The sequence below is a fragment of the Arthrobacter sp. W4I7 genome, assembly GCF_030816215.1.
In the GTDB taxonomy this organism is placed as follows: Bacteria; Actinomycetota; Actinomycetes; order Actinomycetales; family Micrococcaceae; genus Arthrobacter; species Arthrobacter siccitolerans_A.
This window is the reverse complement of sequence record NZ_JAUSXU010000001.1, coordinates 3,935,757-3,956,879: the sequence shown is the minus strand read 5'-3', so window position 1 is coordinate 3,956,879 and position 21,123 is coordinate 3,935,757. Positions and strand designations below refer to the sequence as shown.

Annotated in this window: 21 protein-coding genes, 3 pseudogenes and 1 riboswitch; of the genes and pseudogenes, 12 read left to right on the top strand and 12 right to left on the bottom strand. The window is 65.4% G+C overall.

Translation table 11 applies throughout. The features are described from left to right. Positions 1 to 70 precede the first annotated feature (70 nt). Positions 71 to 1,048, top strand: coding sequence for an SDR family oxidoreductase (locus QF047_RS17875; RefSeq protein ID WP_307279811.1), 978 nt, complete (start codon positions 71 to 73; stop codon positions 1,046 to 1,048). A gap of 76 nt (positions 1,049 to 1,124) precedes the next feature. On the opposite strand, the gene QF047_RS17870 is transcribed toward QF047_RS17875, so the two are convergent. The 5 genes and pseudogenes from QF047_RS17870 to QF047_RS17850 form a co-directional block, all read right to left on the bottom strand. Beyond that, positions 1,125 to 1,910, bottom strand: a complete 786-nt coding sequence (locus QF047_RS17870) for a TipAS antibiotic-recognition domain-containing protein (RefSeq protein ID WP_307279808.1) — start codon at positions 1,908 to 1,910, stop codon at positions 1,125 to 1,127. A gap of 33 nt (positions 1,911 to 1,943) precedes the next feature. Beyond that, the gene (locus tag QF047_RS17865; RefSeq protein WP_307279805.1) at positions 1,944 to 2,327 is read right to left on the bottom strand and encodes a hypothetical protein; all 384 of its coding nucleotides are present in this window, start codon (positions 2,325 to 2,327) and stop codon (positions 1,944 to 1,946) included. 189 nt (positions 2,328 to 2,516) lie between these two features. Next, positions 2,517 to 2,720, bottom strand: a complete 204-nt coding sequence (locus tag QF047_RS17860) for a cold-shock protein (protein WP_013599688.1) — start codon at positions 2,718 to 2,720, stop codon at positions 2,517 to 2,519. Positions 2,721 to 2,850: 130 nt separating this feature from the next. Further along, complete coding sequence (locus QF047_RS17855; protein ID WP_307279803.1) at positions 2,851 to 3,477, bottom strand: response regulator transcription factor; 627 nt, start codon at positions 3,475 to 3,477, stop codon at positions 2,851 to 2,853. Beyond that, positions 3,474 to 4,594 (bottom strand): annotated as a pseudogene (locus tag QF047_RS17850) (sensor histidine kinase). The gene QF047_RS17855 and the pseudogene QF047_RS17850 overlap by 4 nt, the downstream one beginning before the upstream one ends. Positions 4,595 to 4,802: 208 nt before the next feature. Here QF047_RS17850 and QF047_RS17845 point away from each other — a divergent pair. Further along, positions 4,803 to 5,372, top strand: a pseudogene (locus QF047_RS17845) (heme-binding protein). A 45-nt stretch (positions 5,373 to 5,417) separates the two neighbouring features. After that, entirely contained in the window at positions 5,418 to 6,134 is a 717-nt protein-coding gene (locus QF047_RS17840; protein WP_307279800.1) for an ankyrin repeat domain-containing protein, read from the top strand. Positions 6,135 to 6,253: 119 nt separating this feature from the next. On the opposite strand, the gene QF047_RS17835 is transcribed toward QF047_RS17840, so the two are convergent. Genes QF047_RS17835 through QF047_RS17825 form a run of 3 tightly spaced genes read right to left on the bottom strand, consistent with a single transcriptional unit; the run spans position 6,254 to position 8,894 of the window. Then, on the bottom strand, positions 6,254 to 7,438 hold the full coding sequence (locus tag QF047_RS17835; protein WP_307279798.1) for an acetyl-CoA acetyltransferase: 1,185 nt from the start codon (positions 7,436 to 7,438) through the stop codon (positions 6,254 to 6,256). Next, positions 7,435 to 8,130 (bottom strand): CoA transferase subunit B, encoded by a 696-nt coding sequence (locus tag QF047_RS17830; protein ID WP_307279795.1) that lies wholly within the window; start codon positions 8,128 to 8,130, stop codon positions 7,435 to 7,437. Before QF047_RS17830 ends, QF047_RS17835 begins: the two co-directional genes overlap by 4 nt. A 32-nt stretch (positions 8,131 to 8,162) precedes the next feature. Further along, a complete protein-coding gene (locus QF047_RS17825; protein ID WP_307279792.1) occupies positions 8,163 to 8,894 on the bottom strand; it encodes a CoA transferase subunit A in 732 nt (243 codons plus the stop codon). Positions 8,895 to 9,090: 196 nt separating this feature from the next. Here QF047_RS17825 and QF047_RS17820 point away from each other — a divergent pair, with 196 nt between their 5' ends. Beyond that, positions 9,091 to 9,870, top strand: coding sequence for an IclR family transcriptional regulator (locus QF047_RS17820; protein WP_373427821.1), 780 nt, complete (start codon positions 9,091 to 9,093; stop codon positions 9,868 to 9,870). Between the two features lie 131 nt (positions 9,871 to 10,001). Here QF047_RS17820 and nadE read toward each other — a convergent pair whose 3' ends face one another. Beyond that, entirely contained in the window at positions 10,002 to 10,856 is an 855-nt protein-coding gene (nadE, locus tag QF047_RS17815; protein WP_307279787.1) for an ammonia-dependent NAD(+) synthetase, read from the bottom strand. A gap of 74 nt (positions 10,857 to 10,930) precedes the next feature. On the opposite strand from nadE, the gene pyrE reads away from it, so the two are divergent. From pyrE to QF047_RS17795, 4 genes are all read left to right on the top strand, one after another. Further along, positions 10,931 to 11,515, top strand: a complete 585-nt coding sequence (pyrE, locus tag QF047_RS17810) for an orotate phosphoribosyltransferase (RefSeq protein WP_307279784.1) — start codon at positions 10,931 to 10,933, stop codon at positions 11,513 to 11,515. A 131-nt stretch (positions 11,516 to 11,646) separates the two neighbouring features. Then, complete coding sequence (locus QF047_RS17805) at positions 11,647 to 12,414, top strand: GAF and ANTAR domain-containing protein (protein WP_306637879.1); 768 nt, start codon at positions 11,647 to 11,649, stop codon at positions 12,412 to 12,414. A gap of 84 nt (positions 12,415 to 12,498) precedes the next feature. Continuing rightward, entirely contained in the window at positions 12,499 to 13,152 is a 654-nt protein-coding gene (locus QF047_RS17800; RefSeq protein WP_307279779.1) for a hypothetical protein, read from the top strand. 83 nt (positions 13,153 to 13,235) lie between these two features. Continuing rightward, positions 13,236 to 14,276, top strand: coding sequence for an alpha/beta fold hydrolase (locus QF047_RS17795; RefSeq protein ID WP_306637881.1), 1,041 nt, complete (start codon positions 13,236 to 13,238; stop codon positions 14,274 to 14,276). A 1-nt stretch (position 14,277) separates the two neighbouring features. Here QF047_RS17795 and QF047_RS17790 read toward each other — a convergent pair whose 3' ends face one another. Beyond that, positions 14,278 to 15,108, bottom strand: a complete 831-nt coding sequence (locus QF047_RS17790; RefSeq protein ID WP_307279775.1) for an HAD-IIA family hydrolase — start codon at positions 15,106 to 15,108, stop codon at positions 14,278 to 14,280. A gap of 70 nt (positions 15,109 to 15,178) precedes the next feature. On the opposite strand from QF047_RS17790, the gene QF047_RS17785 reads away from it, so the two are divergent. From QF047_RS17785 to QF047_RS17775, 3 genes are all read left to right on the top strand, one after another. Then, positions 15,179 to 15,850: a TrmH family RNA methyltransferase gene (locus tag QF047_RS17785; protein ID WP_306637883.1), complete on the top strand. Its 672-nt coding sequence runs from the start codon at positions 15,179 to 15,181 to the stop codon at positions 15,848 to 15,850. A 183-nt stretch (positions 15,851 to 16,033) separates the two neighbouring features. After that, on the top strand, positions 16,034 to 17,053 hold the full coding sequence (fbaA, locus tag QF047_RS17780; protein WP_306637884.1) for a class II fructose-bisphosphate aldolase: 1,020 nt from the start codon (positions 16,034 to 16,036) through the stop codon (positions 17,051 to 17,053). 2 nt (positions 17,054 to 17,055) lie between these two features. Next, the gene (locus QF047_RS17775; RefSeq protein ID WP_306637885.1) at positions 17,056 to 17,478 is read left to right on the top strand and encodes a DUF3151 domain-containing protein; all 423 of its coding nucleotides are present in this window, start codon (positions 17,056 to 17,058) and stop codon (positions 17,476 to 17,478) included. 157 nt (positions 17,479 to 17,635) lie between these two features. On the opposite strand, the gene QF047_RS17770 is transcribed toward QF047_RS17775, so the two are convergent. Both QF047_RS17770 and QF047_RS17765 read right to left on the bottom strand, forming a co-directional pair. Further along, positions 17,636 to 18,265 (bottom strand): uracil-DNA glycosylase, encoded by a 630-nt coding sequence (locus QF047_RS17770; RefSeq protein ID WP_306637886.1) that lies wholly within the window; start codon positions 18,263 to 18,265, stop codon positions 17,636 to 17,638. Positions 18,266 to 18,477: 212 nt separating this feature from the next. Next, positions 18,478 to 19,686, bottom strand: a pseudogene (locus tag QF047_RS17765) (cobalamin-independent methionine synthase II family protein). Positions 19,687 to 19,695: 9 nt separating this feature from the next. Continuing rightward, positions 19,696 to 19,801: riboswitch (SAM riboswitch) on the bottom strand. 223 nt (positions 19,802 to 20,024) lie between these two features. On the opposite strand from QF047_RS17765, the gene QF047_RS17760 reads away from it, so the two are divergent. Then, positions 20,025 to 21,086, top strand: coding sequence for a M14 family zinc carboxypeptidase (locus QF047_RS17760; protein ID WP_307279770.1), 1,062 nt, complete (start codon positions 20,025 to 20,027; stop codon positions 21,084 to 21,086). Positions 21,087 to 21,123: the final 37 nt, after the last annotated feature.

Sequence of the window (21,123 nt, the reverse complement as noted above, 5' to 3'; positions counted from 1 at the left end):
CGGTAGCATCAAACACTAAGCCTGCTTAGTTTTATGCCAGGGCAGTCCACGGACGAAAAGGGGATGCCAAATGCGCATCAGGAATTCAGTTGTGGTGATCACCGGCGCATCCAGCGGGATCGGAAGGGCCACGGCCCTGCGCTTCGCCTCCAGGGGGGCGCGGCTGGTCCTGGCTGCGCGGGGAGCTGAATCCCTGGAAGAGGCGGCACGGGAATGCAGGAAACGCGGCGGGAAGGCCATTGCCGTCCCTACCGACATGACCGACGTGGCGAAGGTGGAGGAACTGGGGGCCCGCGCCGTTAAGGAGTTCGGGCGCCTGGACGTGTGGGTCAACAATGCCGCTGTGGGCGCATTCGGCCTGCTGACCGAGATTCCGCCCAAGGACTTCCAGCGGGTACTGGACGTCAACATCTCCGGGTACGTGAACGGTGCCCGGGCGGCACTGCCGCGTCTGCGCGCCCAGGGATCCGGCACCCTGATTAACGTCGCGTCCATCGTGTCGGAAATCCCGTTGCCGTACTCCGCCGCTTATTCCATCTCCAAAGCCGCGGTGCGAGCCCTCAGCGTCAGCCTGCGCTCCGAACTGGCCCGCGAAGGCGCCGACGGGGTGCACGTGTGCACGGTCCTCCCGGCCACCATCGACACGCCTTTCTACCAGAATGCAGCCAACTACACCGGCCGCCGCCCGATGGCCATGCCTCCCGTTTACACTCCCCAGCGGGTTGCGAAAGCCGTGGTAAGGCTCGTCGACCACCCGCGCCGGGAGACGGTCGCGGGAGGGCTGGCCGGGCGCCTCCTGGTACTGCAGCACAAGGCCGCCCCTGGCGCCGTGGAAGCTGCCACCGCCCGCCAAGTGGATACCCGCCAGCTGTCCCGGCGGCAGTCCGCCCCCCTGACCTCCGGAAACCTTTACCGGGCGTCGCAGGCAATCCGGAAGACTTCCACGGGCGGCGGATGGCACGGCCGACGGCGGACGGCGCAGCGGCTCGTCGGAGCCGCTGCGGTGGTCGCCGCCGCCGCGGTCGCCTTGCGGAAGCGGCTGGGCTGACTGCTGCGGGGCTTATCAGGCAGCCACCTGCCCGCCCGGCTCCCAACGCCCGCCTCCGCCGTCGCTCTTTCCCTTTCTAGAGGTTCCTCTCGGCGTAGGCACGCAAAGCGTCCCGCACGAAGCCCGCGCCCGATTCGCCACCGTAGTTGGCGGCGAAACGCGGATCGGCAACGTACATTTCTCCCAGGCCCACCACGTACCCCTTGATGTCACCGCCCGCCTCCGAAGCGGGAGTGCCAGGGATGGAGGTGAGCCACTCAACGTGCCGCTGCGCCAGGTCCTGCGCCTCCGGGCTGTCCGCGGCCAGGCCGGATTCCGAAGCGGCGGTCCAGTCGCTGGCGAGTTTTTCTGCCCTGGACTTCCATTCCTGTTTTTCCGCGGGTCCCATTCCACGCCACCAGGTGTCCCCCTTCGCGTAGGCCTCCTTGCCCCAGCGCTCCTCCACCTCGTCCTTGTACTGGGTGTGGTCGAAGCCGTCAAACATATTCTCGGCCATCAGTTCGCCCCCTCCTTTCACTGTTTCGATTGTTTGCCGGACAGACAGGACCTGCCGGGCCAGCCGCTCCTGCTCCTGCCGGAGCCAGTCCAGGTGGCGGCTGAGCGCTTTGACGGCATCCGTCTCATGGCTGAACACCCCGGCAATGGCCGGCAGGCCCAGGCCGAGATCCCGGAGCAGGAGGATCCGCTGGAGCTGCAGGAGCGCTGCGGCGTCGTAATAGCGGTATCCGTTACTGCCAACCCGGCTGGGCTTCAGCAGCCCGACGTCGTCGTAGTGGCGCAGCGTCCGGCTGGTTGTGCCGGCCATCCTGGCAACGTCCTGGATGGGCCAGTCAACACCTGGGGTGGTTCCGGTTGCTTCCATGCTTCGAGCGTAGGGGTTGACGCAACGTCAAGGTCAAGCAGGTTTCCCCGGGGACCGGCGCCGTGAAGACCGGGTTCGTGGTGAGCGCGTGCGGGCCTGGGCTACGAGCCGGGTGAACGCAAAGATGAAGACCGCCTCGATGAGGAGCATCAGGGCCACGAGCAGCCATTGTTCCTCGGCAACAAAAACAATGCATCCTGCCAGTGCAAGGATGGTTCCGAGGACCAGGGTGTACACGGCAAATCCGACGGCAACCCGGGCGCTTCGGACTCCGGTGCGGAAACCGAAGCCCAGCGGTTCCCCGCCGGGATGCCCCGGGACACGGTCCGGCCCGGCAGGTGGGAGACCGTCGAACTCCTCCCACGGGTCCTTGCCTGCGTCGTTGCCTGGAACGTTGTCCGGGTGCTGTCCGGTCATAACCCAATTATCCCAAATCCCGGCATGCGATAGGGAGCCCGGACGCAGAGGCCGCCACCCAAGAGAGATGTGGAAGGCCGCCGGGGACCAGGCTTGGGGAGGGCAAAAACAGCGGCCCCGCCAACGGGTGTTGGAGGGGCCGCTGCCTGGCGGGATTCCTCCTGCTGGTGCGGGAGGAAAACCGAAGCCTTAGAGCGGGCGGATGTTCTCTGCCTGCGGGCCCTTCGGACCCTGGGTCACATCGAATTCAACCTTCTGGTTCTCATCGAGTGAGCGGTATCCGCTGCTGGCGATTGCGGAGTAGTGGGCGAAAACGTCAGCGGACCCGTCATCGGGGGCAATGAAGCCAAAACCCTTTTCGGCGTTGAACCATTTAACTGTGCCTGTTGCCATGGCTGCATTCCTTCGTGTGACTCTGATTCTCTCCCCGGGCATCAGCCCGAGGTGTGCGGAGAACGTCCCCCGCAGTCCCCAACGTACGGGGCGAAAGCCCAGCTTGCAAGGGTATGGACACTCAGAGTCGTCAGCGCATGCCCTCGCGGCGGATGGCGGTGGCGATGGCAGCGGCCCTGGTGTCCACCCCGAGCTTGGCATAAATGTGCGCAAGGTGGGTCTTGACGGTGGCCTCGGAGATGAAGAGACGTTGGCCTAGTTCACGGTTGCTGAGGCCTTCAGTCAGGAGGCTGAGCAGTTCAGCCTCACGCGGCGTCAGGATCTCGTCAGGGTTCCGCAGCTGCTGGAAAAGCCGGGATGCCACGGGAGCGCTCATCACGCTCTTGCCTTGGACAGCCCCGCGGATGGCTGTGAAAATCTCGTCCGGCGCGGCGTCCTTCAGCAGGTATCCCATGGCGCCGGCATCCACGGCCCGGACAATATCGGCGTCGGAATCGTAAGTGGTGAACACCAGGATGGCCTGCCTCTTGTTGCGCTCCCGGATTCTGCGGATGGCTTCGATCCCGTCCATCCCGTGGCCCATGGCAAGGTCCATCACCACCACCGACACGGCATCCTGTTCCAGGAGCTCCAGCGCTTCCTCGCCGGACGCTGCCTCGGCCACCACTTTGATATCGGGTTGCGTGCCCAACAGGGCCCGGAGCCCGCTTCGCACCACCAGGTGGTCGTCCACCAGCAGCACTGTTATGGCGGTCATGGAGATTCTCCCGGCCCTTCTGCGTCTGCCGGTGCAGGCAGTTGCGCTGCCACAATGGTCCCTTCGCCCGGTGCGCTTTCCACCGAAAAGACGCCGCCCAGTTGTTCCACGCGTTGCCGCATGGCCCGCAGCCCGTACCCTCCGGCGTCCGACGGCGGTGCTGCCGCCGCCGGATCAAAACCGGTGCCGTCGTCGTACACATCCAAGGTGACGGCGTCCGGCAGGAAGCCGAGCGTCACTGTAGCCGCGGAGGCGTCCAGCCCGGGGGTGGCGAGCTCGTGGACCAGGCTGCGGGTCTCGGACAGGTTGCCCCTCAGCAGCGCGGTGGCCTGCCCAAGGTCCGCCCGGGCGGTATCGCCGGGCCACGCCCTGCCGGCCGCTTCCAGCAGGAGGAGGCTGCTGGCCAGGCCCTGCGTTATGGTGTCGTGGATTTCCCGGGACACCCGTTCCCGTTCGGCGCGATGGTTCCGGCCCGGCGCTCGCTGGCTGCGAGCTGTTCCTGTGCGAGTGACACTTGCGTGTGCAGGCGGCGCTGTTCCTCGGCGTCGTGCTGGATCCTGTCATAGACCAGGGTGAGCATCATGCCTACGGCGAGCGGGCCCAGGAGCATGGCCAGGTCGGTGCCATCGCTCAACTTGAACAGGCCTGCCGCAGTGGCAGCGGCCGTCACGCCTGCCGCCACGTACGCGGCTATTCCAGTGAGGGCGCTGCGGCACAGGAAGAACAGCGCGAACGAGCACCAGGCAAAGCTGGGAGCAGCGATAACCAGGACGGCCCAGACGCCCGCCAGGGCAACCATCCATGGCACAGCCGGCCGGCCGCGCCGCGCGTGGACAGCGACGGCGAGATACAGCAGGCAGGCGCCGGCGGCCAGGCCGAGGACCGGGATGTTGTCCGCGGGGCTGTGCCGCATCACGTAGCGGACCAGGGATGCCACCAGGAGGACGGCGAAACCGAAGTGTACCGCCGTGTCAATACTGCCGAGGCGCGGTTGCCCCGGGCGGGTGTTGTTGGATGGGGACGTGCCTCCGGGGCCAGTCCCGGCGGGGCCGGTCCCGCCGGCAGCGCGTGGGTCCGGGGCGGGCGCGTCGTGGGCGGCGGTGGCTCGGGGAGGCATGGACATTCCGGTTCAGGTGGGGGACGGCTACCCACCATGCTAAAGCTCCTGCCTCTGTCCCGTCTCTCAACCTTTTGGCTGATACGGCTGGCCTTTTGGTGCAGGAGGGTTCAGCCAAAGGCCTGATGGCGGGCGCGCGTGGTCCCGAAATGATGGAACTGCACCCAGCACTGAACTGTGGCTGGGGATCCGTTCAAAGGAAAACACCATGAAGAAGTCCTCGAAAGTCTTCGCCGCCGCAGCCGCCGGCGCCCTTGCCCTCACCGCCGCCGCGACGGTCACCGCAAACGCCGGCCCCGGGTCCGCTGCAACGGCCGTCCCCGCCGCCGACATCCAGCCCGTGCCGGAGAACGTAGTCCAGCAGAACCGCATTTCCGCCGGTGCCTCCGCCAAGGCCGTGTCCGCAGCCCTCGCCAAGTGCCAGGCGGATAAGCTCCCGTTTGTCACGGTGGCGCTGGTGGACCGCTTCGGCACAGTGCAGGCGATCCTGCGCGGTGACAACGCGGCCGAGCACACCATCGAAGCGGCCAAGCAGAAGGCCTATATACAGCGGCAGCCTTTGGAACACCCACCAGCGAACTGGCCAAGCGGATCAACGGAAACGGCCCCAGCATCGCGGACCTTCCCGGCACCCTCTTCCTGGCCGGCGGCGTCCCGCTGAAGGTGAACGGCGTTTCCGTGGCGGGAATCGGTGTGGGTGGCGCCCCCGACAGACGGTGCCCTGGATGAAGCCTGCGCCGCTGCAGGTGCTGAAGCCATCGTTGCCGCCGCTCAGTAGGCTTGGGATGCATGGGATGGTGCCGGGCATGATGTGGCACAGCGCATGAAGCGGGTTGGGGTCCTCGGGCTGATTCTCTCCCTCACGGTGTCAGTGACAGCGTGCCTGCCTGGGCCGGGGGAGACGCCGCCGCAGCCTGCTCCGCCGTCGTCCGTTGCCGCCCCGGAAACGGAGGCGAATGCGGCAGCGGCCCCGTCATCTGCGCCGGCAACCGCCACGTCTCCGCCTGCCCCGGCAACCGACCCTCCCGTGCTGTCCGCGCAGGACCAGGCACAGCTCGACCAGGAACTCATCGCCGCTGCCAAAGCCAACAACGTGCCACTGGTGCAGGAGTTGTTGGCACGTGGGGGCAACGTCAACACCAAGGATGCGATCCAGGACTCGGCATTCCTCTACGCGGGCGCCGAAGGGTTCAACGAGGTGCTCCGGTTGACACTGGACGCAGGGGCAGACGTCGCCAGCACCAACCGGTACGGCGGCACTGCCCTGATTCCGGCCAGCGAACACGGCCACGTGGAAACGGTCCAGATCCTGATCGCCGCCGGGGTGCCGGTCAACCACGTCAACAACCTCGGCTGGACCGCGATGCAGGAAGCCATCCTGCTGAACAACGGCGGGCCCAGGCAGCAGGAGGTGGTCAGGCTGCTTCTTGAGGCCGGCGCCGACCCGAACATCCGGGACCCGGAGGGAAGGACAGCCCTGCAGAACGCCGAACGGCTGGGCTTCACGGAGATCTCGGCCCTCATCCGGGCCCGCGGCTAGCCTTCTCCCGGACCCCGCCGCCGGGTTTCCCCACCTTTTCCCGACAAGCACGACGACGCGCCGCACTATTGGTGCGACGCGCCGCCGTCGTGCCCTAAAAGTGGGGAAACCCAGCGGGGCTACACCGCTTCGAGGACGCTGACGTAGTTCGCGATACCCACGCCGCCCATGTTCTGGACCGCCGCCCGGCGTGGGCTGCCAAGCTGCATGGCACCGGCCGTCCCGGTGAGCTGCATCGCGGCGATGACGTGCTGGGATACGCCGGTTGCGCCCACGGGGTGGCCTTTGGCCTTGAGGCCGCCGGAGACGTTGACGGGCAGTTTGCCGCCCTTGTACACCCAACCTTCCTCGATGGCGCGGGCGCCCTGCCCGGGCTCGGTCAGGCCCATTGCCTCGTACATCAGCAGTTCGGCGATTGTGAAGCAGTCGTGGACCTCGGCGAAGTCCAGGTCCTCCAGCCGCGTGCCTGCCATGGCCAGCGCCCGCTCCCAGGACACCCGGGTGGCGTTGAACGCTACCGGATCCCTGCGTGCGGCCGGGAAGAAGTCGTTGGCGTGGCCAAAGCCGGCGAGCCGCACCGGACCGGTGGCGCCGCCGGTCGGGGAAGTGGACAGGACGACGGCGGCAGCACCATCGGATACGGGGGAGCAGTCGGTGCGGCGCAGGGGATCGGCCACCAAGGGGTTCTTGTCCGAGACGGTGCGGCAGAACTCCTCGTCGAGGTCCTTGCGAAGCTGGGCATACGGGTTGTCCACGCCGTTGCGGTGGTTCTTGGCGGCGATGCTGCCCAGGACGTCGGAAACAGTCCCGTACCGCTTTTCGTAGTGCTTGGCCACCTCGGCAAAGAGCCCGGTGAAGCCGGTGGTGGATGCTTTGCCGGCCATGTCGTAGTCGGCGCCGAGCAGGCCGGCCCCCACAACGTCGGCTCCGGCGTGGGTCATCTTTTCCGCGCCGATCACCAGCACGGTCTTCGCGGTGCCGGCCAGCAGGGACTTGGTGCCCTGCTGGAAGGCGGCGGAACCGGAAGCGCAGGCGTTCTCCACCCGGGTGGCGGGTACGTTCGCCAGGTCGGGGGAGACCTGCAGCGCGAGCGAGGACGGGAACGCCAGCGGCATCATTCCGGAGTTGAACTGGCCCAGGTAGACCTCGTCAATCTGGCCCGGCTCGATGCCGGCATTTGCAATGGCTTCGGTGGCCACCTGGACGATCAGGGACTCCAATGTCTCGTCCGTCAGCTTCCCGAACCGGCTGTGTCCCCAGCCGGTCAGCAGGACATCCTTGCCGAACTGTTCCTTCAGACTCATGCCGTGGCTCCTTCCAAGGCGTCGTCGTCCAGGGCAGGGCTGTCCAAGGCAACGGCGAATTCAGCTTCGGTCTTTTCCCGGATCTCCTCAACAGTGACCCCCGGCGCAAGGCGGGCCAGCGTGAGCTGCCGCCCCCCGCCGTCGCGCTTTTTCAGGTCGAAGACCGCGAGGTCGCTGATGATCCGGTCCACCACGCCGAGGCCGGTCAGGGGGAGTGAGCATTCGCGGACAATCTTGGCGCTGCCGTCCTTGGCGTTGTGCTCGGTGAGGACCACGACGCGGGGTGTCCCGGCCACCAGGTCCATGGCGCCGCCCATGCCCTTGACCATCTTGCCGGGGATGGTCCAGTTGGCCAGGTCGCCGCTGCCCGAGACCTGCATGGCTCCCAGGATGGCCACTTTGACGTGGCCGCCGCGGATCATGCCGAACGAGGTTGCGGAATCGAAGATGCTGCCGCCGGGCAGGACCGTGACGGTCTGCTTGCCGGCGTTGATGAGGTCGGCGTCCTCCTCGCCCTCGTAGGGGAACGGGCCCATGCCGAGCAGGCCGTTTTCGCTTTGCAGCACCACCCGGACGCCGTCTGGCAGGTTGTTGGCCACCAGCGTGGGAATGCCGATGCCCAGATTCACGTAGTCGCCGTCGTTCAGTTCCTCGGCCGCGATGGCGGCCATTTCATCCCTGGTCCAGCCCATGGGGCACTCCTCTTCGGTAGGTGTTCGGTTTGTCAGACGGCCAGCGCTTCGGCATCTGCCGAAACAGGGCGCTGCCGGACGGTCCGCTGCTCAATGTCCTTGACCCTGCCGCTGGCCTGGACAAGGCGCTGGACGAAAACGCCCGGGGTGACGATGTGGTTGGGATCCAGTTCGCCCGGTGCCACAATCACCTCGGCCTCCGCGATGGTCAGGAGTCCTGCCGTAGCGACCACCGGGTTGAAGTTCCGGGCGGTGTAGCGGTAGATGAGGTTGCCGTCCGTGTCTGCGGTGTGGGCATGGACCAGCGCGACGTCGGCACGGATGGCGCGCTCCTGGACGTACGTTTCGCCGTCGAATACCTCATGCGGCTTGCCTTCGGCAACCAGGGTGCCAACGCCCGTCTTGGTGTAGAAAGCGGGGATGCCCGCGCCGCCGGCCCGCAAGCGCTCTGCGAGGGTACCCTGCGGAGTGAACTCGACCTCCAGGCGGCCGGCAAGGTACTGCTCCGCGAACAGCTTGTTTTCACCCACGTAGCTGGCAATGACCTTGCGGACCTGGCCCGCTTCGATCAGGATGCCCAGCCCCTTGCCGTCCACTCCCATGTTGTTCGAGACCACCGTCAAGTCCTTTACCCCGGAATCCCTGACGGCTTCGATGAGGTCTGCCGGGATGCCGCTCAGGCCGAACCCGCCTACGGCAAGAGTCATTCCGTCCCGCAGTGCCCCTTCCAGGGCAACGGCGGCAGCTGGCTGAAGTTTGGACATGGCGCCTCCTCGTTGAGCGTCCCGGTCTCTTGTCCACTTTGTGGACATCGGGTCTGGATATGGACACTACGGGTGGGCTGCAAGGGCTGTCAAGGCGCTAAATCGCCCGAGTAGGTCCCGTTTCTACAGTGTGGACGGTATGATGACGAGTGTCCATATTATGGATATCTGAAGGAGAAATGTGAATAATTCCCCAATGCCGGGTGCCCAGGTGGTCAGCCGCATCGCAGGGCTGCTGCGCCTTGTGGGGCGCAGTGCGGACGGGCTGCCGCTGTCCGCCTTGGTGAACGAATCCGGCCTCACCCGGCCCACCGTGCACCGGCTGTTGTCCTCATTGGCCTCCGAGGGGCTGCTGGACCACGATCCCGGCAATGGGAACTGGGTGCTGGGCCCGGAGATCTTCCTGATGGGGTCCGTGGCGTCGGCACGGTTCCCCCTGGAGGACGTTGCCCGCCCCAGCCTCCGCCGGCTTGCCGAGGCAACCGGTGAGAGCGCATTCTTCTCGATCCGGCGCGGCGCCGAGACCGTGTGCCTGCTGCGGGAGGAAGGCAGCTTCCCGGTCCGCTCCTTCGTGCTGCACGAGGGCGTCCGGTTCCCGCTGGGCGTGGCCTCCGCCGGCACCGCGATCCTGGCTTTCCTGCCCGAGGCCGAGCAGGAGGAGCTGCTGCACGACTGGGCCGGACACGCGGGAGCGTTCGCGGCAGGCCATCCGGAGGAGCTCGTGCGGGCCAACCTTGCGGCTACCAGGCAGAAGGGTTACTCCGTAAATCCCGGGCTGGTGCTGGAAGGCAGTTGGGGGATGGGCGCAGCAGTGTTCGATCAGTCCGGCCGACCGGCATGGGCCCTGTCGCTGACTGGCATCGAACCGCGGTTCAAGGGGGAGCGGCAGGAAGAGCTGGGGAGCCTCCTCATGGCCGAGGCGCACCGCATCACCCAGCAGCTGGGCGGAGACGGGAAAGGCGGCCGCGCCCGCTGAGTCTCCCCGGCTTTCCCGGGGAACTTCCGACGGCGCGACGCCCTTTTGGTGCGACGCGCCGTCGAGCCTTCCGAAAGGTGGGGGATTTCAGCGCTTCGGGTCAGGCTCTGCAGTGGGCCAGGCAGGGTGAACTAAAGCCCGGCGCGGGGCTCCTCCGGACCCTGGCCCTGCCACCAGGTGTCAAAAATAGTGACCGGGACGGTGCGCTTGTGCCGGGTCCGCAGGTACTTTTCCTCGATGGATGCAGCCACGGCATCGGGGACGTCCCGGCCCTCCAGGTAGTCGTCGATCTGGTCGTAGCTGAGGCCCAGCTCGTCCTCGTCGGTACGGCCGGGCCTGTCATCCAGCAGGTCCGCGGTGGGCACCTTCTCCCAGATGCGGGCCGGTGCGCCGAGCTCGGCCAGGAGGGCGCGGTTCTGCCGCTTGTTCAGGCCGAACAGCGGCAGGATGTCCGCACCGCCGTCGCCGTATTTGGTGAAGAAACCGGTGACGGATTCGGCACCGTGGTCCGTACCGATGACCAGGTAGTTGTGTTCCCCGGCCAGCGCATACTGGGCGATCATGCGAGTGCGTGCCTTGGTGTTGCCCTTGTGGAAGTCGGAGATTTCCGAGCCCACGGTCTTCTCGAACTCGTCCTCGAAGCCGTCCACGGCCGCGGAAATGTTGAACGTCCATTCGGTCTTGGGCCGAATGAAGTCCAGCGCGGCCTGGGCGTCTTCCTCGTCGTGCTGGACGCCGTACGGCAGCCGCACGGCCACGAAGTTCGCGTCAACGCCCTCTGCCTCGAGTTCCTCGACGGCCAGCTGGGCCAGTTTTCCGGCCAGGGACGAGTCCAGTCCGCCGGAAATTCCCAGGACAAAGCCCTTGGTATGGGTGGCCTTGAGGTATTCCTTCAGGAAAGTGACGCGTTTGCGCACCTCCCCAGCGGGGTCGATCCGGGGCTGTACGCCCATTTCTTCAATGATCCTGGCCTGGAGTTCGCGCATGAGGTCCAGCCTAGCCAGCAGTGTCGTCGGCGCTCAAGCATCCACACCGGCACGCCCACACTAAACTGGAGACCATGACTTCCCCCAGTGACACTGCAGATGACCCTGCAGCCGCCCGCGCCCGCCTGCTGGAACTGATCAAGGAACTTGCCGTAGTCCGCGGCAAGGTGACCCTGTCCAGTGGAGCCGAAGCCGACTACTACATCGACCTGCGCCGCATCACCCTGCACCACGAGGCCTCGAAGCTGGTGGGCCAGGTCATGCTGGCGCTGGCGGACGACGCCGGCATCGACTTTGAGTGCGCGGGCGGGCTCACCATGGGAGCCGACCCCGTAGGTACTGCGGTGATGCACTCCGCCCGCGAGGCCGGCCGGACTGTTGACGCGTTTGTGGTCCGCAAAGCCCAGAAGTCCTACGGCATGGGCCGCCAGGTGGAGGGCCCATCGGTGGAAGGCCGTAAAGTGCTGGTCCTGGAGGACACCTCCACAACCGGCGGGTCGGCCCTGACGGCAGTGGAAGGGGTGCGGAAGGCAGGCGGAAACGTGGTGGCTGTTGCCGTCATCGTGGACCGGGACACCGGAGCCAAGGAAAAGATCGAAGCCGAAACGGGCGTGCCGTACCTGTTCGCGTTCGGCAAGGACGAGCTGGGCCTTTCATAGCGCCGGGCCTTTCATAACAAGTCCCCATTGCTGCCCGGGCCTGCGTGGCCCGGGCAGGCGGTGTTGGATCTGAGGTGGGGGTCCTTTATCATTTGCGTTATCCCCTCTTTCCCGTACGGAGAACGTGCACAATGCTCCCCACCGAACAGCCCTTGAGCGCCACCGAGAAGGTCCAGAACCTGATCCTGGACAGCGCCGACTTCGAGGCCTTCATGAACGAACTCGCCCGGTTTTCGGCACATCAGGTGGCCGGCGACGGCGAGGACGCCCTTTGCGGCATCACCTTGCTCCGCGACCGGAAGGCCGCCACCATCGGCTGGAGCAGTGATTCCGCCCGGGAAGTGGACGAAATTCAGTATTCGCTGTCGCAGGGACCGTGCCTGACTGCCGCAAAAGAGGAACGGGAAGTCCACGTGCCTGACCTGTTCGAAGAGAACCGGTGGGGACCGGACTATGCGTCCGCGGTGGCCTCGCACGGGCTGCGGTCAGTGTTGTCGCTGCCATTTAACCTCCAGGGCGAGGCCAAGGCGGCTTTGAACCTGTATTCCGATGTCCCGCGTAAGTTCGATGAACGGGCCGCCGCCAAGGCGCGGGGCTTCACGCGGGAAATTTCACAGGCGCTCCGGCTGGCGGTGCGGTTCTCGCTTCACTCTGACAGCGCGGCCAATCTCCGGGCGACCCTGCAATCCCGGACCATCATCGACATTGCCATCGGCATCGTCATGGCCCAGAACAGGTGCAGCCAGGAGGCTGCGGTGAGTATCCTCACCGAGGCCGCCAGCAACAGCAATACCAAGCTGCGGGACATCGCCAAATCCCTCGTGGATTCCGTCGGCGGAGTTGGAACGCGCACCCATTTCCAGGAACCCGGACAGCTGCAGGCGGATCAAACGGCGTAGCACAGCGCTTGTGCCGGACTCATACCGGAGGTTACGCTTACCGAGGTTGAGCCGTCGGCCATAGACACCTTTTTTGGAGTACCTATGGACCGCATACTGAATGCCCTCGTCAACCTCGATGTCCCTGCCGACGTTGTCCGCATCGACGTCCAGGGAAAGCTCAACCAGGATTCCCGCCCCGGCCTCGTCCAGATCATCCGCCGTATCCGGCGCATGGGGATCCGCTCCCACATCCGCGTTGAGCTCTCCCGGGCTGCCCTGGTTGAGTCCTCCGCACTCGCGGGCCTTCGCCATGACCTCAACGCCATCGATGCAGGCACGCTGATGGGAATCCACGGTGCCGGGGTATCGCTTGATCTTTCGCCTGCAGACAACGGGTCCCCGGACGGAGAACTGCTGACGGTTATCGATGGTTTTTCCGCTGATGCCACTGCAGTAACTGATTCCATGGCAGAACTGGACGCCATCGAATCCGCGGCAGCGATGCCGGGCCTTGATGACGCGCCGCCCCTGGAACTGCCAGGGCTGCGGGCGTGGGGCGGCCGGGCGCTGCAGGAGTTTTCGGATGAGGAACTGCTGCTGGCCAGCGATACGCTCTTCGCGCTGCTGGACAACCCCGGTGCTTTTGCCGGCTCGGATCTCCTGGCCCGGTACGACGACATCGGCGCGGAGATCACCCGGCGGCAACAGGCTGCCGCCAGCCCTTGTCCCGCAACGGAAGGCCAGGCCGCCAGCTGAACCACTCCTGCTGACCATGCGTCACTGAATGGTTACCGCCGCCTTCTTGCGGCGGCGTCTTCCGTTGTGCCTACGGTAGGGGTGTGCCGTATGAGGGGGACACGAGTCCGCAGGACAGGCAGGGGGCTTCCGGAGCCCGGCTGCTGGGGGAAGCCGCTGCCCTGAAGCAGTTTTCCCGCCGCGCGTTCCTGACCGGCGCCGGCGCATCCGGCGTGCTGGCCGCCGACATGCTGCTCACCCGGGAAGTGCAGTCGCAGCGCCGGTCCAACCGGATCCTCGCCCTGCCCGATGACTTCGCGGACGCCTACTACCCGGACGCCAGCTGGTTCCTGTTCCCCGGCTACAAAACCAGCTGGGAAGAAGCGCAGTGGATCCTGAACTCGCTCCGCGGCACACTGAACAAGCGCGCCCGGCTCGCCGGCGTCGGCTATTCCAACCAGGGACTGGACATCGATGAGCTGGTGATCGCCGTCATCGAGTACGTCCGCGCCGAGAAGCTCACGAAATTGTTCTTTTACGGACACAGCTTCGGCGGGATGGTGGCCACGCAGGTGGCTGCAAGACTGCTGGAAATCCATGGTGTGGAGGTGGAGTTCATAGTCCTGGACTCCAGCCCCTACAGCAAGCATGACGTGCTGGACCAGAGCTGGTTCGACGGCGTGGTGTTCCTTTATGAACGCGGCGTCCGGATCCCTTCCACGCTGCGCGGCGGGTACGAGCTGGGGGAGCGGGTGATCCACAAGGACGAACGGACCTGGCGCCAGATCCTTGACCAGGCGCTCGAACAGCTGTCGCCGATCGCGCCGTCCAACCTGCTCATCCAGTCCGAGTCCGCGTACATTTACCACTTCGACGGCCTGCCGTTAGTGGACAAACTGGGCGGTGCCAAGATGGCCTACATAGGCAATCCCCGGGACCGCACCGTCCGCTACCAGACGGCCGTTGAAGCGTGGGCCGTGGCGTTCAAGGCGAACATGGTTTCCAGTGACCTGCAGACTGACGGGGCTGCCCCTGCCCACGCCAGCCCGGGCTGGAACCCGAACATCTACCGGCCCATCCTGCAGCAGCTGCTGGACGAGAACTTCCCGTTGCCCAGCGGCGGATCCCGGGTGACGGTCTTCTAGCCTAGATCTGGTTCTTCAGGTCCGCCACGGAGTTCAACACCTGGTTGGGGCGGAACGGGTACGAACCGATCTCATCGCGCTGGGTGATGCCGCTCAGGACCAGGACCGTGTGCAGCCCGGCTTCCATGCCGGCGATGATGTCCGTGTCCATCCGGTCACCGATCATAGCGGTGGTCTCCGAATGCGCGTCGATCTGGTTCATGGCGGAGCGGAACATCATCGGGTTGGGCTTGCCCACGATGTAGGGCACCCGGTCCGTGGCCTTGGTGATGAGTGCTGCTATCGCTCCGGTGGCCGGCAGGGGGCCGTCCTTCGAAGGGCCCGTTGCGTCCGGGTTCGTGGCAATGAACCGGGCGCCGGCCAGGATGAGGCGGATCGCCGTGGTGATGGCTTCGAAGGAATAGGTGCGGGTCTCGCCCAGCACCACGAAGTCCGGGTCCTGGTCCGTGAGGATGAAGCCGGCCTCGTGCAGCGCCGTCGTCAGCCCTGCCTCACCGATGGTGTAGGCGCGGTTGCCGGATCCGGAACCTTCCACTTGGTCCTTGAGGAACTGGGCGGTGGCCAACGCGGAGGTCCAGATGTTTTCTTCCGGGACCGCCAGCCCCGAAGCCTTCAGCCTCGCGGCGAGGTCGCGCGGGGTGAAGATGGAATTGTTGGTAAGGACCAGGAAGCGCTTGGACGTGTCCACCCACCGCTGGAGGAGTTCCGCGGCGCCCGGCACCGCCTGGTTCTCGTGGACCAGGACCCCGTCCATGTCCGTCAGCCAGCACTCGATCTCCTGGCCGCTGCGGTATACCGCCGGGTTGCCTACAACCTTGTCCGCTTCTGCCATGCCTACCTCCGCCGGTGATGAAAGCCCGAAAGGTCCAGTCTAGTGTTGAGGGGTGAACCAAACGCCCGGTATGACGTCCGAACCGCTCCCGTTGCCCGGGGAAGCACTGCCGGAGGAGGCCGCCCCCGAAAAGGCGGAGGTCGGCGTCGGGCCCTGGGAAGGCGAACTGCCTGAAGGCGACCACTGGGACCCTGACCTCCTGGCGGACGGCGACCGGCGCAACGTGCTGGACAAGTACCGCTACTGGAAGCACGAGGCGATCGTGGCTGAGCTGGACTCCCGGCGGCATAACTTCCACGTCGCCATCGAAAACTGGCAGCACGACCTCAACATCGGCACGGTGGTGCGCACCGCGAACGCCTTCCTGGCCAAGGAGGTGCACATCATTGGCCGACGGCGGTGGAACCGGCGGGGTGCCATGGTCACCGACCGCTACCAGCACGTCCGCCACCACCCCACCGTTGACGACTTCGTGGCGTGGGCGCAGGGGGAGGGGCTGGCGATCATCGGGATCGACATCTTCCCCGACTCGGTGCCGCTGGAAACCTACGAACTGCCGCGGGACTGCGTGCTGGTGTTCGGCCAGGAAGGCCCCGGTTTGACCCCCGAGGTGCACGAGGCCGCCGTGGCCACCCTGTCCATCGAACAGTTCGGCTCCACCCGGTCCATCAACGCAGCCTCGGCCGCGGCCATCGCCATGCACGCCTGGGTCCGCCGGCACGTCTTCCACCAGCACGTCTAGCCCCGCGGGATGGCATTTGAAGGCACTGCGGGGGCAAATTGCCCTGAAAAGCCATCCCGCGCCAGTATTACCGTCCGGTGACCCGAAACACTCCGCTCGTCCGGAAATGACTAGGATGGTGCTAGCCGTAAGCGGTACTCCAGGGTTACCAGCCCACAGACGAACCTCAGCATAGGAGTCAGCATGCCCATTGCAACCCCAGAGATCTACTCCGAGATGATCGACCGCGCAAAGGCGGGCGGCTTCGCATTCCCGGCCGTGAACGTGACGTCCTCGCAGACGCTGAACGCCGCCCTCCGCGGCTTCGCCGAAGCTGAGTCCGACGGCATCGTCCAGGTCTCCACCGGCGGTGCGGCCTACTGGTCCGGTGCCTCCACCAAGGACATGGTTGCCGGTTCGCTGGGCTTCGCGGCCTTCGCCCGCGAGGTGGCCAAGAACTACAACGTCAACATCGCGCTGCACACGGACCACTGCCCCAAAGACAAGCTGGACGGCTTCGTCCTGCCGCTGCTGGCTGCTTCCGAGGCCGAGGTCAAAGCCGGACGCAACCCGCTGTTCAACTCCCACATGTGGGACGGCTCCGCCGAAACCCTGCAGGAAAACCTGCGCATCGCCCGCGAACTGCTGGAGCGCACCGCTGCTGCCAAGATGATCCTCGAGGTCGAAATCGGCACCGTGGGCGGCGAAGAGGACGGCGTGGAGAACGCCATCAACGACAAGCTGTACACCACCGTTGAGGACGCCCTGGCCACCATCGATGCCCTCGGCTCCGGCGAGAACGGCCGCTACATCACCGCGCTGACCTTCGGCAACGTCCACGGCGTCTACAAGCCCGGCGGCGTGAAGCTCCGCCCGGAGATCCTCAAGGACATCCAGGCCCAGGTTGGCGCCAAGATCGGCAAGGACAGCCCGTTCGACCTCGTGTTCCACGGCGGCTCCGGCTCCTCCGACCAGGAAATCGCGGACGCCGTCTCCTACGGCACCATCAAGATGAACATCGACACCGACACCCAGTACGCCTACACGCGTCCAGTGGCGGATCACATGTTCCGCAACTACGACGGCGTGCTCAAGGTCGACGGCGAAGTGGGCAACAAAAAGACCTACGATCCCCGCGTCTGGGGCGCATCCGCGGAAGCAGGACTGGCTGCCCGGGTGGTCGAGGCCACCAAGCAGCTCGGTTCAGCCGGAAAGACCTTCTAGGAATGTCCGACGAGTTCCGCCGTAACCTGATGGGCCCCGAGCCCACGCTCCTGCCTGCCGAGACCGAGGTCAACCAGCAGCTGGAAGCGGGCCAGGAAGCCCTGGACCTCGTGGCGAAGCACCCGACGTCCTCATTGCTGTGGGCTGTTCTTGCCGAGGAGGCCTGGGCCGAGGGACGCACCATCGATTCCTACGCCTACTCCCGTGTGGGCTATCACCGCGGGCTGGACTCGCTGCGCCGCAACGGCTGGCGCGGCGTGGGGCCCATTCCCTGGGAGCACGAGCCCAACCGCGGCTTCCTGCGGGCGCTGTATTCCCTTGGCCGGGCATCCGCAGCCATCGGTGAGGCCGAGGAGCCGGAGCGGATCGAGAAATTCCTGAACGACTCCGACCCTGCGGCGAAAGCCGCCATCGAAGCAAAGTAGCAAAGAGGACGACGGCGGGCGGTCACCTTTTCGAAAAGGTGACCGCCCGCCGTCGTTCCCTAAGTGGCGTTGGATTGAGTTCTGGTGGTTGGGCTTGTCGAAACCTGGATTTCGACAAGCTCAATCACCGGAGATCGCGAACTCAATCACCCTGTGGCTATGCCTTCTGGAGCCCTGTGCGCGCCATGGCGTCGGCGTAGGCCACACGCATGGCCTCGAGGTATTCCTCCTGGCGGGCGGGTGAACCGGCGAAGGCGCGGCCGCTGAGGGATCGCACTTTGTAGGTCTTCAGGCCGCGGCGCCAGAGCAGCGGAACTTCGGTCTTCAGCAGCAGGTTCGCCAGGCGGTTGGCCTCTGTGCCGTGCGCTACGATCACTGAAGCGCGGGGGACCAGGGCCAGGAATTTGAGCAGCGGCTTCAGGCCGGCGGACACCTGATCCGGGGTGAACTTTCCGTTCGGCTCCCCGGGGATATGCCACGGGTGGACGTTCCACGGCATCACGAACTCCGGCCGAAGCCCCAGCTTCCACTGGATACCGAGCATCCGCGTTGCGGCGTCAGCGTCCCCGGCCGTGATGAAACCGGACTTGTCGGCCTCGCCGATGTTCGAGTACAGGCTGATGATGCGGCACTCGTCGACGTCGTGCATCGGGTCAACGTAGGGTACTGCCGTGCCGGGCTTGGCCTCCTGCAGGGAATCGCACAGTTCGTTGACGGCGGCAACATTGGGTTCGTAGCGGCGGCTCAGAAGCTGCTCATGGAATGATTCGGGTGCCAGGGCGGTCATGTAGGGCTGGGTCTCCTGCGGGGATTGGTGTTGCGCCACCGCGAAAATGGGCGCACTGTGGCGCAACACATCCGAGGTGGTTGAAATGGGGTGGGCCGATTCCTGGTCGGCCTTTCCCAGTTTAGCAAGCCCCGGGAAACGAAACGCCGGTCCCGTGCACCCGGCTGAAAAGGGTGCCCGGGACCGGCGGGGGTCCGACGCGCTGTTATGGCCTACCAGAGGCGCTTGGTGGCCCGGCGGGCACCCTCGCCCAGTGCTTCCAGCTTGGCGAATGCGATCTGCGGGTGCACCCTGCCGCCCAGGCCGCAGTCGGTGGACGCGATGACGTTCTCCCGGCCCACCACCTCTGCGAAGCGGACGATCCGATCCGCCACCAGGTCCGGGTGCTCCACCACATTGGTGGCGTGTGAGACCACGCCGGGAATGATGACCTTGCCCTCAGGGAGCCCGGCGTCTTCCCAGACGCGCCATTCGTGTTCGTGCCGGACATTGGCGGCCTCAAAGGAGTAGCCGCCGGCATTAATCTGCAGTACGGACCCGATGATGTCCGCGAAGGGAATATCCGTGGTGTGCGGGCCGTGCCAGGATCCCCAGCAGACGTGCAGCCGGATCTGTTCCTGGGGCAGGTCACGCAGCGCCCAGTTGGTGGCCTCCACGCGCAGCTGGATGAACTTCAGGTAGTCATCAAGAGCCGGCTCAGGGTTGATCTGGTCCCAGCTTTAGGCGAGTGAAGGATCATCGAGCTGGACCGTGAGTCCGGCATCGATAATGGCCTTGTATTCCTCGCGCATGGCGTCGGCACAGGCGTACAGCAGTTCCTCGTCGGTCTTGTAGTACTCATTGGCAACCCGTGCACAGGACCCGGGGGAGAGCGAGGCCACAAAGCCCTCGGACAGTCCCGCGGCGGCCAGCCCGCTCTTCAGGTTCTTGACGTCGGAGGCCACCAGGCCGTGCCCGGTGTAGGTGAGGGGCCCGGCAATCTTGGGCTGGGAAACGCTCTTGCGGTGGGCCAGGATGCCGGCGGACGGGTCATTGTAGGCATCGTTGAACTTCTGCCGGTCACGACGGTCCGGGAAGGAAGTCAGGACAATGTTCCCGGGGGAGGATCGGCGTATCTGGGTATCAGCCCAACGGTCCACGTCCGTCGCTTCGAGGCCACCAAGCCGGGAGAAGGAGTAGTTCCACCAAGCCCCGTAGTCAACCGAGCTGGACATCGCGTGCCCATATTCGCCGTCATTGGCGATATCGATGCCCAAGTCCTTCTGGCGCTGCACCACGTCCGCCACTGATGCTTCCAGCAGGTCAAGGAACCGAGGGGTGATGCCCTCCTGCTCCTTGGCGGCGTTGGCTGCTATGAGTTCAGGGGTGCGAGGCAAAGACCCTGCATGGGTGACGCGGATGTGGTCTGTGTTCAGGGACACTGGAATTCCTTTCCATCGGTCCTGGCAGTAGCACCTTCGCGGCAGGGGGTACCTGCACTTAGCGGGGTTGCTGCGGCGTCAACGATCCAGGTCTCTCGGCCGCTCCGGATGGTTCACTCTCACTTAATTCCAAGACTTTCCCGGGAGCAAATCCGGTTCGGATTGTTTCGGCGGAAAGCAGGCGTGGCGCCTGCTTTCCAAATCGCTATAACTGCATGCAAGTTCCTGTTATATCCATTGACAGGTCTCGTTTAGCTTGGTTGGCTCTTGTCACAGGCCGCAATGGGGGACATGGCGGCCTGAACGCACCCCAATGCACTCGAAAGAGGTAACGCACCGTGAGAAAAGCCCTGGCAACTTTCAGGACCCTTGCCGTTTCCGGAGCCCTGGCGCTGGCAGCAGTGGCGGCGCCCGCGCCGGCGATGGCCGTAGGCGAAGGCCCCAACTACGACGGCAATGGCCAGATCACCACATCGAAGCTGGCCACCTACGACGAGATGGTCTCCTTCCTCAAAGACCAGGACACCCGCCAGCCGGCCATGGAGCTGGAGGTCATCGGGCAGACGGTGAAGGGCCGCGACATCCACCTGGTCAAGTACATCTCGGACCCGGCCAAACCCACCATCCTTTACCTGACGCAGCAGCACGGCAACGAACAGCTGACTACCGAGGGTGCCCTGGAATTCGTCAAGCACCTTGGCACCGGCAAGTCAGGGGATGTCCTGGACGGCGTCAACATCCTTATCGTTCCCATGCTGAATGCGGACGGGGCCATGGGTGACGTGAACTTCTCCCTGGCGGACTACCAGGCCAAGGGCGGCCGCAACATGACCCGGTACAACGCCGAAGAGGTGGACCTCAACCGTGACCACGTGGACAAAGTCCAGCCGGAAACCCAGGCGCTCCATAACAACGTGATGCGCAAGTACCGGATCGACTACATGATCGACCTGCACCACCAGGGCACCCGCAGCCAACGTGACGGAGAACTCGTCTCCGGCTCCATCCTCTACCCCACCACCCCGTACGCCGATCCTGCAGTTGTGGAGAAGTCCAAGCAGCTGGGCGCGGTGGTGTTCCACAACGTCGACTCCACCGGCTGGGGCCACCTGGGCAAGTACGTGGGCGGCAGCGCCGAAACCATCAGCCGCAACGGCATCGCGGTGGAATACGGCATCGCAACCCTGCTGTTTGAGATGCGGGGCATGTCGGACCACTACCTGGACGGATATGCCCTGGGGCTCCGGAGCAACGGGTACCTGATCAAGCAGACAGTGACCACCCTGACGGCCACGGCCGAAGCCATCGCTGACGGATCAATTGCCGACGCCGACACCTCCTTCTGGGACAGCCTCGCCACCCAGACCTCCCGCCCGGGCGAGGAAGCTGAGGACGAGTAGTAACCGCTGACAGTCCGCCGCGGTCCCCCGGCATGGG